The sequence below is a fragment of the Metabacillus rhizolycopersici genome (assembly GCF_020075705.1).
The window spans coordinates 1-13,030 of record NZ_JAIQUM010000104.1 but is presented as its reverse complement, the minus strand read 5'-3'; the positions used below and the strand labels follow the sequence as shown (position 1 = coordinate 13,030).

10 protein-coding genes and 1 pseudogene are annotated in these 13,030 nt (G+C 37.7%); 2 read left to right on the top strand and 9 right to left on the bottom strand.

Annotated elements, in window-relative coordinates; all coding sequences use genetic code 11:
- Nucleotides 1-357: 357 nt before the first annotated feature.
- Together K9V48_RS24880 and K9V48_RS24875 are read left to right on the top strand one after the other, a co-directional pair.
- On the top strand, nucleotides 358-1,536 hold the full coding sequence (locus tag K9V48_RS24880) for an MFS transporter (RefSeq protein WP_224141796.1): 1,179 nt from the start codon (nucleotides 358-360) through the stop codon (nucleotides 1,534-1,536).
- Nucleotides 1,537-1,571: 35 nt separating this feature from the next.
- Nucleotides 1,572-2,279: an SDR family oxidoreductase gene (locus K9V48_RS24875; RefSeq protein ID WP_224141795.1), complete on the top strand. Its 708-nt coding sequence runs from the start codon at nucleotides 1,572-1,574 to the stop codon at nucleotides 2,277-2,279.
- 216 nt (nucleotides 2,280-2,495) lie between these two features.
- On the opposite strand, the gene K9V48_RS24870 is transcribed toward K9V48_RS24875, so the two are convergent.
- The 9 genes and pseudogenes from K9V48_RS24870 to K9V48_RS24830 form a co-directional block, all read right to left on the bottom strand.
- Nucleotides 2,496-3,446 carry a sugar ABC transporter substrate-binding protein gene (locus tag K9V48_RS24870; RefSeq protein ID WP_224141794.1) on the bottom strand — a complete coding sequence of 317 codons (951 nt, stop codon included), beginning with the start codon at nucleotides 3,444-3,446 and terminating at the stop codon, nucleotides 2,496-2,498.
- A 493-nt stretch (nucleotides 3,447-3,939) separates the two neighbouring features.
- Nucleotides 3,940-4,533, bottom strand: a pseudogene (locus tag K9V48_RS24865) (spore germination protein); the annotation flags it as partial.
- Between the two features lie 79 nt (nucleotides 4,534-4,612).
- A complete protein-coding gene (locus K9V48_RS24860; protein ID WP_308012622.1) occupies nucleotides 4,613-6,154 on the bottom strand; it encodes a malate:quinone oxidoreductase in 1,542 nt (513 codons plus the stop codon).
- A 420-nt stretch (nucleotides 6,155-6,574) separates the two neighbouring features.
- On the bottom strand, nucleotides 6,575-8,161 hold the full coding sequence (gene pckA, locus K9V48_RS24855) for a phosphoenolpyruvate carboxykinase (ATP) (RefSeq protein WP_224141792.1): 1,587 nt from the start codon (nucleotides 8,159-8,161) through the stop codon (nucleotides 6,575-6,577).
- Nucleotides 8,162-8,298: 137 nt separating this feature from the next.
- Nucleotides 8,299-9,327: a glyceraldehyde-3-phosphate dehydrogenase gene (locus K9V48_RS24850; RefSeq protein ID WP_224141791.1), complete on the bottom strand. Its 1,029-nt coding sequence runs from the start codon at nucleotides 9,325-9,327 to the stop codon at nucleotides 8,299-8,301.
- Between the two features lie 173 nt (nucleotides 9,328-9,500).
- Nucleotides 9,501-10,706 carry an acetate kinase gene (locus tag K9V48_RS24845; RefSeq protein ID WP_224141790.1) on the bottom strand — a complete coding sequence of 402 codons (1,206 nt, stop codon included), beginning with the start codon at nucleotides 10,704-10,706 and terminating at the stop codon, nucleotides 9,501-9,503.
- Nucleotides 10,707-10,769: 63 nt separating this feature from the next.
- Entirely contained in the window at nucleotides 10,770-10,949 is a 180-nt protein-coding gene (locus K9V48_RS24840; protein WP_224141797.1) for a YolD-like family protein, read from the bottom strand.
- Between the two features lie 104 nt (nucleotides 10,950-11,053).
- Nucleotides 11,054-11,170, bottom strand: a complete 117-nt coding sequence (locus K9V48_RS29770; protein ID WP_368858309.1) for a hypothetical protein — start codon at nucleotides 11,168-11,170, stop codon at nucleotides 11,054-11,056.
- Between the two features lie 139 nt (nucleotides 11,171-11,309).
- Complete coding sequence (locus tag K9V48_RS24830) at nucleotides 11,310-12,650, bottom strand: 2-hydroxycarboxylate transporter family protein (protein WP_224141789.1); 1,341 nt, start codon at nucleotides 12,648-12,650, stop codon at nucleotides 11,310-11,312.
- Nucleotides 12,651-13,030 lie beyond the last annotated feature (380 nt).

Here is a 13,030-nt window from a genome sequence, read left to right as displayed (position 1 = left end):
TGTGGCTTCGCCTGACTTGGACGTCAATCGTTCGTCGGATCTTTACGGGCAGTTATCTCCCACTTATCTTCTTTGCTTCTCTCGAATCTTGAAGTCGGAGTTTTACTGCCCGTTAAGGTGGGATAAAATTTCTCCTATAATTCAAAAAGACTTTAAAATAAAAAGTTAACTATACGTCAAGTCAAAGGAATTAAATGGTTTCCCCCTTTTTCTAATTTTCCCCTTGCACTAGAGTTAACTATAACTTTTATACTTACTCATATAAATAATGCTAATTAAAATGACAGGAGGCAATAAAGATGTCAGATAATAAAGTTTGTTTTAAAACAGGAGCACAGGCAGAGGGGAGTTGTTTTTTTGGCTAAACGAAATAATTTGTTGATTTTCATATTGACCATAGGAGTTTTCGGCATCTTAAATACCGAAATGGGAGTTATTGGGTTATTGCCTTCCATTGCTGATCAATTTAATGTCAGCATTTCAAAAGCAGGATGGCTAGTGAGTGTTTTTGCTCTTACGATTGCTGTATCTGGACCAACGATGCCGTTATTATTTTCCGGGATAAATCGGAAGAAGGTCATGTTACTCGTATTAGGAGTTTTCGTGTTGGGAAACATTGTATCCATATTTACATCTAACTTTACGACTCTATTAATTGCTCGTATCATTCCAGCCTTATTTCATCCAATTTATTGTTCTTTGGCATTTACAGTAGCTGCTTCCTCAGTAAGTAAAGAAGAAGCTCCAAAAGCTGTTTCTAAAGTATTTATAGGAGTATCTGCTGGTATGGTAGCCGGCGTACCGATCGCAAGTTTTATTAATAGTGCCGTTTCGTATGAAGCGGCGATGGCATTCTTTGCTATTGTTAATGCGATTGTATTCATTGCTACACTGATTGTTGTACCATCTATGCCTGTTGAAGAAAGAGTTTCTTATGGTACCCAATTATCCGTATTAAAAAAATCTATTATATGGATTTCCATCGTGACTGTCATTTTATTAAACTCAGCAATATTTGGGGTTTATAGTTATCTTGCTGAATATCTGAAAACAGTAACGAATATGTCTCCAAATACCATTACTTTAACGTTATTCATCTTCGGTGGAGCAAATATTATTGGAAACATTGTCGCAGGAAGGTTACTCACTCATAGTGCCATAAAAACTGTCGTATCTTTTCCTTTGATATTGGGTGCTATTTACAGCATTTTATTCTTCACAGGACAGTTTACCATACCTATGGCAATTTTAACTTTCATTTGGGGAGTATTGGCTGGAGGAATAATGGCAAATATTAATCAATATTTGATTGCGTCTTCAGCTCCAGAAGCGCCTGATTTTGCCAATGGATTATTTATATCAGCCTGTAACGTAGGAACAACATTGGGTGCAGCTGTAGGAGGGTTATTTATATCACAAATAGGTACTCAATACGTCGTATTGGTGGGAATCCTATCATTGATACTAAGTTTGGTGACTATTTTGGTAAGAAACTATATGTATAGACCTACAAAACAACTTTCTAAATCTGCTTGAGACCGAGATTAGTAGCCATAAAATGGAGGTTTAAAATGTCAAAGGATATAAAAGTTGCACTTGTCACCGGCGGGAATCGGGGAATTGGATTTGAGCTAGTCAAACAATTAGCTTTGAACGGTTTTAAGGTCATTTTGACAAGTCGGGATTCAGAGAAGGGTTATGATGCTACGCAAAAACTTAAGGAATTAAATCTGGACATTTCGTTTGTAGTGATGGATTTAGATAATCAAGAAAGTATCCGTCAAGCTGCGATTACAGTAAATGAGCAGTATGGAAGATTAGACGTATTGATTAATAATGCTGGCGTGTATTTAGAAGAGAATAAAAAGTTAGTGGATATGGATCCTTCCATTCTGGAGAGAACGATGGCAACGAATTTCTTCGGCGCTTACCATGTGATCCGTTCCTTCATTCCCCTTATGGAACAACAAGGCTATGGAAGAATTATTAATGTTTCCTCAGAATATGGAGCGATGAGCGAAATGTCATATCCAGGAGTAGGCGCTTATAAGTTGTCTAAACTTGCCCTAAATGGATTGACACGATTGTTAGCTGCAGAAATCAATGGTGATATCAAAATAAATGCGGTCGATCCGAGATGGGTAAGTACTGATATGGGTGGACCATCTGCTCCAAGAACTCCAAAACAAGCTGCTGAATCTATCCTTTGGTTATCGACGATTGGACCTGAAGGACCTAATGGGGAATTCTTCAGAGATGGAAAGCGAATCAATTGGTAACAAAACAGTATGAGCAAATGATTTAGTGTTTAATTTGGTAAGCCAGCAATCATAAAGGGGTGTACTCTTTAAAGAGCCACCCCTCCTATTTAGTCTTATACAATGCTTTAGTTAGTGTAGTAGATAGTTAAAAATGCAAATCAAGTTTTAGTTGTCAAATATATAGCAAATTATTATAGGAATCGACTTATCATATAAATAATAGTAGATTTTACTTTACCGTAATAATTTTTTTAAGAAGTTTAATTTATCCTGCGCATTATCCCCAGTTAAGATGTCAATTCCACTATCAACTATCTTTTCGGTACTATCTCCTTCAATTGCTTTCTGTGCTTGTACTACGCTTAGATATCCCATATCATAAGGGTTCTGTGCTATAGTGGCTTCTACCCTTTCTTCTCCAACAATTTCTATCATTTTTATTATACCATCTGTACCGATAACAGGGATTTTCACCCCTTCTTTCTCTAGTGCTCCTAATGCCTCTAGAGCTAAGCGATCTGAAGTAGCAATTACTCCTTTAATATTTGGATAGGACTGCAAAATGCTTCCCATGACTGGTGTTGGATTTGCCAAATGATCATAACCAGACCTTTCTGCAACAACCTCTATTCCGATGTTCTCCAACACCTTCTTCGCCCCGTTCGTTCGATCAATCATAGCTTGATCATCTACTACCCCAAAAATGATAGCCACTTGATCTCCCGGCTGCAGCATTGAGCCCAATAACTTACCTGACATTTCACCCAATGCATAGTGGTCCGGTCCAATAAAGGCGGTTTTATATTCCCATTCAATGTCCCTAGACACAAGAAGCACAGGAATATTCTTTTTCTTATATTCCATCAATACAGGAATAGTAACCTCTTCGTCAACAGGGGCTACAATTAGCGCATCAGGGTGTTGAGTAAGAACCTTTTTTAACATGTTAGGCTGATTACTAATAGGATAGATCGATTCAGGAGCTATGACTTTACCGTCTATATTAAAATCTTGTAAGGCTTTTTCGGCTCCTGATTTAAATATTTTCCAATACTCGATGTCTAACCTTTGTGCAACGATCATAATCTTAGGCTTATCTTGCTTCATAAGAAACCAAACCGTAAAACTTGTGAAAGCCATAGTGAAAACAATAAGGGCTAATGGAACAATCAATTTCTTTTTCACTATACGTTCCCTCCTCATGCTTTCTTTATATTAGAATAACGAACAGAGATCATTTTTTAATAGATCGCGATTAAAAATACGATTCGTTGAAGTGCCGTTTTGTTTTTAAGGAAGTTAATTCGGTTTCTTTATTATTAATTGTGTTCTTTCCTTATCTTAGTCATTTTTAAAGGATCTTCATAGATTATGTAACTATTGTTAATATTTTAAAACTTAAAAAATAAACGTTAATATAAAGCGAGACTTCCATCAGTGGGGGTTTTCTTCATCCCCCACTGATGGTTAGCGAGACTTATCACGCTCAGGAACGCCACATCCTGTGGCTTCACCTGACTTGGACGTCAATCGTTCGTCGGATCTTTACGGGCAGTTATCCCCCACTTATCTTCTTTGCTTCGCTCGAATCTTTCGTTAAGAGTTTTACTGCCCGTTAAGGTGGGATAAAAAACCCTTCCCAGCGGTATTATTTAGGAAGGGTGTTTAAGACATTCCATTATTCACTACTGATACTGCAAATCAGAGTCTCTCTTATCATTACTTCACATATTTTTTTCTTATTATCAACCACTCTCCCATTTTCACGCTTTGTTTGAATTGAAAGCGGAGCTCGAATAAATAAATCAAGCCAATCTGAAAATCTGTATGGTGCAAACGGAGTAGTATAATAAGTAGTAAAGCTTCTTAGCCCGACGAGATGTATACATATAACAATAAAGGACATAACGATACCGAATAACCCAAGAATCGTGGCAGCGATCATCAGTAAAAAGCGTAATATACGAAATGTAATACTTCCAGTGTATGCAGGGATAGCAAAGGACGCAATGGCTGTAACAGCAACAACAATGACCATCACGGGGCTGACAATGCCGGCGCGAACAGCGGCTTCTCCAATCACTAGACCGCCTACGATCCCGATCGTCGAACCAATTGCCCGCGGCATTCTCACTCCTGCTTCTCGCAATAACTCAAATGTTATCTCCATGAGGAAGGCTTCTACACAAGCTGGAAAAGGAACACCTTCTCTCTTACCTGCAATTGATAGAGCAATTATGTCCGGAATCATTGATTCATTTAAGAAAATTAACAAAAAAGTACCCTATAGGTAAACTTTTATTACTATCTACTCTCTAGGGTACTTTTTTCAATAATTGCCTTATCAATAATTAACTTAAAACCAGTTCGGGTTTTTTTTCAATTAGACCAAGCGTTTGAGCTGTTGAAGTATGAATTTCGTTCATAAGATCTGGATTTTCCATTAGTGATAAGCCATAAGAAGGAATCATTTCTTTAATTTTCGGTTCCCACTCATTCATATGTTCTGGGAAGCATTTCGTTATTACTTTAAGCATGACGTGCACGGCGGTAGAAGCACCAGGAGAAGCGCCGAGTAATGCTGCAATTGAACCATCAGCGGCACTAACAACTTCCGTACCAAATTGAAGTGTTCCTTTACCAGCTTCAGTATCTTTAATAACTTGCACACGTTGGCCTGCTACTACTAAATCCCAATCCTCGCTTTTTGCGTTCGGGATAAATTCACGTAACTCTTCCATGCGTTGTTCTTTTGATAACATAACTTGCTGGATCAGGTATTTTGTTAATGACATGTTTTTGGCACCTGCCGCCAACATCGTTACAAGATTATCCGGTTTTACGGAAGTTACTAAATCAAACATTGAACCATTTTTTAAAAACTTTGGTGAGAAGCCGGCAAACGGTCCAAATAGCAATGATTTTTTATTGTTGATAAATCGTGTATCAAGATGCGGAACAGACATTGGAGGAGCACCAACCTTAGCTTTTCCGTATACTTTTGCATGATGCTGCTCAACAACTTCAGGATTATTACACACCATAAATAATCCGCTTACCGGGAATCCTCCAATATGTTTTCCTTCTGGAATACCGGATTTTTGCAGTAAATGCAGGCTTCCTCCACCGCCTCCGACAAAGACGAACTTTGCAGTATGGCGTTCAACCGTACCGCTACCCGAATTCCGCACTTTCAATTCCCATAATCCGTCGCTTGTACGTTTAATATTACTAACACTATGTTTGTAGTGTATATCAACATTTTCACTCTCTAAATGGTCAAACATCATGCGCGTTAAAGCGCCAAAATTAACATCAGTTCCAGAGTCAATTTTGGTTGCCGCTATAGGCTCATTCGATTCGCGATCTTGCATAATAAGCGGAATCCAATTCCTTAGTTTTTCAGGATCATCGGAAAATTCCATCCCTTGAAATAATGGATTCTTTGATAGCGCTTCAAATCGTTTCTTTAAAAATGATACATTTTGTTCCCCTTGAACTAAACTCATATGAGGCAATGGCATGATAAAATCCTGTGGGTTTTGTATCAGCTTGCTGTTTACAAGATACGACCAAAACTGCATTGAAACCTGAAATTGTTCATTAATATTAATCGCTTTGCTAATATCTATGAATCCATCCGGTTTTTCGACCGTATAGTTAAGCTCGCACAGTGCCGCATGCCCTGTGCCCGCATTATTCCATTCGTTAGAGCTTTCCTCTCCTGCGTTTGGGAGCTTTTCAAACACCTTAATTTTCCAGTCTGGCACTAATTCTTGCAGAAGTGTCCCCAAAGTTGCACTCATAATTCCAGCACCAATTAAAATAACGTCTGTTTTCGTTTCTCTGTTGCTCATTTTTACCTCTCCTTTCTTATTAGTGTAACTATGTATGAAAAAGTGATTTCCACTCAAAGGAGGTGGCTCGTCTGTTTGAGTTAATCGTATGAATCAGTCACTTTAATTTTTTATGGTATTTAGACAGATGTATTATTAAAAAAAGACAACTCCACCAAAGGGTGAAGTCTGTCCAAATTGAAATAAAATTCATTTATAAAGCGAGACTTCCATCAGTGGGGGTTTTCCTTATCCCCCACTGATGGATAGCGAGACTTACCTTAGCTTTTACGGGCAGTTATCCCCCACCTTCGCTTCTTTGTGATTCATTCAAGCTTAGAGGTGGGGGTATTACTGCCCGTTAATGCGGGATAAATTGTTTGGAATTTCATCATAAGCTGTCATTGAACAAGTAATCATTAGTTTTTTGTCTCTATCAAGTTTCCGTAAAAGCTGAACAGTTGGGTCCGCTTTTCGTTATACTAAAGGTCCGCCTAGTTTAACAATCTCTTCAGATACGCTTGTGAACTTTTTGAAATTTTCATTGAACTTGCTGGCAAGGTCTAAGGCTTTTGCTTTATAAGCTTCCTTGTTATCCCAGGTTTTTTCTGGAATTAATACGTCATCAGGTACACCTGGAACATGAAGTGGAATTTCCAGACCGAAGATGTCGTCCTTTCCGGTTTCCACATTGTCCATTTCGCCATTAAGTGCTGCTCTCACCATTGCGCGTGTGTAGGAAAGATTCATACGTTGACCCACACCATATTCTCCGCCAGTCCAGCCAGTGTTTACTAAGAATACGTTTGCATTGTGCTTTTCAATTTTTTCTCCAAGCATTTCTGCATAACGAGATGCGTTAAGAGGTAAGAATGGAGAACCAAAACATGTAGAAAACGTTGCTTGCGGAGATGTAATCCCCCGCTCTGTTCCTGCTAGCTTACTAGTATAGCCGCTTAAGAAATGATACATGGCTTGTTCCTTTGATAACTTGCTGATTGGAGGTAATACGCCGAATGCATCAGCTGTTAAGAACACAATTGTATTTGGGTGCCCGGCAACACTTGGAAGCATGATATTATCGATTGCGTCAATTGGATATGCTGCACGTGTATTTTCTGTTAGGGATACATCATTGTAATCTGCAAGACCAGTATTCTCATCGATGACAACATTTTCTAATACAGAACCGAATGTAATTGCATCAAATATTTGAGGTTCCTTCTCCCTAGATAGGTTCACGCATTTTGCGTAGCAGCCTCCTTCAATGTTAAATACACCGTTATCAGACCAGCCATGCTCGTCATCACCGATTAACTTACGGTTTGGATCTGCTGATAGCGTTGTCTTTCCTGTTCCGGATAAACCGAAGAACAATGCCACATCGCCTTCTTCACCTACGTTTGCAGAACAGTGCATTGGAAGAATGTCTTGTTCTGGCAACAAGTAGTTCATTATAGAGAAGATGGATTTCTTCATTTCACCTGCATACTCAGTACCGCCGATCAGAATAACACGCTTTTTAAAAGAAACGATGATGAACGTTTCAGAATTTGTACCGTCAATAATCGGATTTGCTTTGAATGTCGGAGCAGATACGATTGTAAATGGTTCATCATGTTTCGGGGAATCAATCCCTGTCGGACGAATAAATAATTGATGAGCAAATAAGTTATGCCAAGCATATTCATTTATAACTTGAATTGGAAGACGGTGGTCGTGATCCGCTCCGGCAAAGCCTTTAAATACGAAGATTTCTTCTTTTTCTTTTAAATATTCTAATACCTTTGTGTACAGAATATCAAAATGCTGTTGGGAAATCGGTTGGTTTACAGTACCCCAATCAATTTTATCTGCAGTAGATGCTTCCTCAACAATGAATTTATCTTTAGGAGAACGACCTGTATATTTACCTGTTGAAACAGAGACAGCACCGGTAGAAGTTAATTTTCCTTCTCCTCTCTTAATTACTTTTTCCACTAACTGCGAAACACTTAATTGAACTTGTGTATTACTTCCATTTAATAACTCATGTAATTCAATTTGAACGTTCACACTTTTCATATCTATATCATCCTTTTATCTTTTTATGAAAATTTCTAGTAATCTCTGTAAATAGTACATACATTAACGTAAATGATTCATACTATTTGTAGGGATTTGTTGGTGAATTCTTTTTGAAAGTATTTGAACTCCTAGGCTTAAGCATGTTGCATATTTTTTTGGCTAGCAAACTGATCTGCTACTAGTTTTACGAGGTCTACTACGCGGCAGGAGTAGCCCCATTCATTATCATACCAAGCAAGAACCTTTACCTTACGGGTTCCCATAACGATTGTGGATAAACCATCAATAATAGACGAACTTGGATTTGTATTGAAATCTACAGACACAAGCGGTGAATCACAGAATTCAATAATTCCCTTCATTGATCCTTGAGCAGCATTATTGAAGGCATTATTAATTTGTTCCACTGTCACATCACATTTCACGTCTACTACAAGATCTACAAGTGATACATTTGGAGTCGGAACACGTAGTGCCATACCATGTAACTTGCCGGATAAGTGTGGTAGAACCTTCGCTAATGCTTTAGCTGCACCTGTTGTAGTTGGAATAATGGATTGTGCACAAGCACGAGCTCTACGTAAATCTTTATGTGGATTATCAAGATTTTTTTGATCGTTTGTATATGCATGTACAGTAGTCATTAAACCATTCTCAATGCCAAATTGTTCGTCTAACACCTTGACGACTGGAGCAAGACAATTAGTTGTACAAGAAGCATTAGAGACCACATCGTGTTTTGTAATATCCAATTGCTCATCGTTTACACCAACTACAATCGTCACATCCTCGTTTTTACCAGGAGCTGTTAAAATGACTTTCTTTGCCCCTGCTTCTAGGTGCAGACTTGCTTTTTCTTTTGCATTGAATTTTCCTGTCGCCTCAATTACAACATCTATTCCCAACTCACTCCAAGGAAGCTCTTGGGGATTACGTTGATTCAGAAGCTTTATTACCTTACCATCCACCAATAAATGATCTTGCGATACCTCTACCGTACCGTCAAACTTCCCGTGTACTGTGTCATACTTAATAAGGTGTGCCAATGTTTCGGCAGGATAGCTCGCATTAATGGCTACGATCTGGAATGAGCTTTCTTTTATCGCTTGACGAAATACCATTCTTCCAATACGTCCAAACCCGTTAATAGCAATATTAATCATACTAATAAGTCCCCCTTAACCATTTGAGTCATACTATTTAAATATTAATCTATAAACAGTGTAACACATTGGATGATAATCCATTATGTTTTTTTACTTTTTTTAATTACATATTTTAAAACAAACTATCCCTAAAGAACGTTTTAATTGTATCCAAGGCATTCTAAAAGGTCTTATACTAATAATGTGCAGCTATTTATCATTTGTACGACATCACGAGCAATCATAACCTCTTCATTTGTCGGAATAATGATCACCTTTACTGGAGAGTACGGATAGCTAATAAATCTTTCTTCACCACGGACCTGATTGAGTGCAGGGTCCCAATAAACACCCATGAATTCTAAACCATGTAATACACGAGAACGGATAATGTCACTGTTTTCCCCAATTCCAGCAGTAAAGATAATAGCATCTACTCCAGACATTTGTGCTGCGTATGAACCTATATATTTATGAATTCTACTAGCGAATACTTCAAGAGCTGTTTCTGCACGCACATTTCCCTCTTTAGCGGCTTGTTCGATGTCACGAAGATCGCTTGATAATCCTGAAATGCCCAATACACCACTCTTTTTATTTAAAATATCTAACACTTCCATTTCTGATTGACCTGTTTTTTCCATAATGAATGGAATCAACGCTGGATCAATGTTCCCTGAGCGAGTTCCCATTGCAACACCTGCAAGTGGAGTAAAGCCCATTGAAGTATCAATCGATTTTCCACCTTCAATTGCAGCTATACTCGCTCCATTTCCTAAGTGACAAGAAATCAATCGCAATTGTTCAATCGGACGTCCTAATAATTCTGCTGCTCTTTCAGATACATACTTATGTGATGTACCATGAAAACCATATTTACGAATTCCATATTTTTCATAATATTCATAAGGTAAACTATATAAGAATGATCGTTCAGGCATTGTTTGATGGAATGCCGTGTCAAAAACTGCTACTGCATCTACATTTGGTAAAACTTCTTTGAATGCTTTAATTCCAACAACATTTGCTGGATTATGGAGTGGTGCTAAATCTGATAACTCCTCAATTTTTTGAAGTGTTTCATCTGTAATTAAAACAGAGTGATTAAAAATCTCACCTCCGTGTACAATACGATGACCGATTCCTTCAATTTCATTTAAAGACTCAACAATTCCAAAATGTGTAAGTTTGCTAAGAAGCATCTTAACAGCAGCAGCATGGTCTGGGATGTCTACTGTTTCTTTTACTTTTTCTCCGTTCACTAAAATAGTGAATACTCCCTTTTCTAAGCCTATACGTTCTACTAACCCAGCTGTAAGTACTTCTTCACTCGGCATTTCAAATAATTGGAATTTCAAAGAAGAGCTCCCTGCATTGATTGCTATTATTTTTGACATGATATTTACTCCTTTTTATATCAATCATTTCGTTTTTAAAACAAATTAGATATCTAGAATGTACTAATGAATTTCCTTAATACTAGATAAACGAATGGAGATGGCATTTTGCTTTTCGTTTATTACATTAATGGTCTGATTGTAACAATTAAGTTTATATACTCGACCTTTGCATGTTTTAAGAGATCCATTCTGTAAATAAATAATGGTAATAAAGCGATTTTTGGTTAATTTTTGGTTAATTCTTTTAAAATCATCTATCTATCTCCTCAATCACTAAAGTCCTATATGGAAAAGGGGTTATTCTATTAACTAGTTATGCAAGATGCCAGGAATAAATATGCCCCTTACCATAGCAGAAATAAAAGCGCTTTCTCTCCCGTTACAATAAATGCCAATTTCAGACCGATATTTCCAAGTCCAAGTACAGCGTTTCCATCAGTGACACAGCAACTAGATTTCAATCATACGCCTTGCTCTATCTTCATGAATGTCCAAACATGGCTCTGCTACACCCGGGAGACTAAGCAAGGCTTAAATCCTTTTTATTACTCACAGAAACCCTGGATGAACACCAAGCTTTCCTTGATTCCCCCTATGCTTTTAACTGAATAGCTTCATTAAGATTGTTGCCATTATTACTGTCGCAGCACCACCAAGTCTTGTTGCTACTTGGGCAAATGGCATTAATGACATTCTGTTAGAGGCAGACAAAATCGCTACGTCCCCCGTTCCCCCTAATCCGCTATGACACCCAGTTACAATCGCTGACTCAACCGGATGCATATTCAAGAATTTACCAACAACATAACCAGTCCCAACCATTGCGACCACAACAGACATACAAATAACAACATAAGCTGGAGTAACAATTTTCACAACATCCTCCAATGGTATAAACAGCATTCCTAACCCTACCATAAGCGGCCATGTTAAACCGGTAGAAACAAATTTATACAGATGAAATGCACCCTGTTCCATTTTTTGTGGCATTAGCTGAAGACATTTAACCAATGTAGCAGCCACAATCATTAAAACTGGACCCGGAATACCTAAAAACATATGGGCAAATTGACCGAAGATGAAAAAACCACAGGCAAGCAATAATCCTGCACCCATTAATGAGAAATCGACAGGCGCATTTATATTTGTATTCTCGTTCTTCATCTCTTTTACGCCATCTTTCATTTTGACTAATACGCCATTTCCAGTAAGCTCTGGCTTTCTCTCACCTAAATTTTTCATTAAACCTGCACTTATAACTGCGACGATATTTCCAATGACTGCTGCAGGGATCATTTGAGATACATACGTTTCAGGTGATCCACCTAAAATTTGCGAGTATGCTAGAGATAATGGTAGAATTCCTTCACCAACTCCCCCACCAATAATAGGAACAATGATATAGAAAAAGGTATGCTTCATTTCATATCCAAACAGTGCTCCTACTGCTATACCAACAACAATTGATACGATAGTTCCGACAACAAGCGGTATAAACATTTTTGAAAAACCTTCAATCAAGACTTTGTGATTCATTCCAAGGATACTTCCAGCTACTAAACACGAAATATACAAATATAGAAAGTTAGACGTTTTCATTAATGTTGTTACCGCTTCCATTGAAGCCGGATTAAAGATGTTAAAAAATACAAGAACAGATGGAACTAGTAGGGCTAATATAGCAGGTCCGCCAATGTCTTTTAAAATAGGAATTTTCATCCCAAGGTCCCCTAGTAAAATCCCAAGCACCATAATAACTGCAAATCCTCCGATCATGTCTGGAGGTAGTTGATTAAAAACAGATGCACCATAAATAATTGCAGCTAATACTAAATAAAGTGGTAACGGGATTACTCCTACCTTTAATTGTTTGAACTTTGTAAGAAACCCTTCTTTTTCATCTTTATGTTGAAGCGTTTCCAATTTTCTTACTGGTTCCATGAAATTATTCCTCCTTTACTATTTCTGTATTTACAGATTAGTTGTTTTTTTTCAAAAAAAATAGTTTATGAAATTTATAAAATTGTTTTGACAATAAAAAAAGTAAGCAACAAAAAGTTACTTACAAATATTTTTTAATAATATTCCTTTTTCCTTCAATCAATTCATGCTGGTATACTGGTCTTCCTACCGTTTCTTAAAACTTTTACATTAATTTTATAAAGTGAGACTTCCATCAGTGGGGGTTTTCTGCATCCCCCACTGATGGTTAGCGAGACTTATCATGCTCAGGAACGCCACATCCTGTGGCTTCGCCTGACTTGGACGTCAATCGTTCGTCGGATCTTTACGGGCAGTTATCTCCCACTTATCTTCTTTGC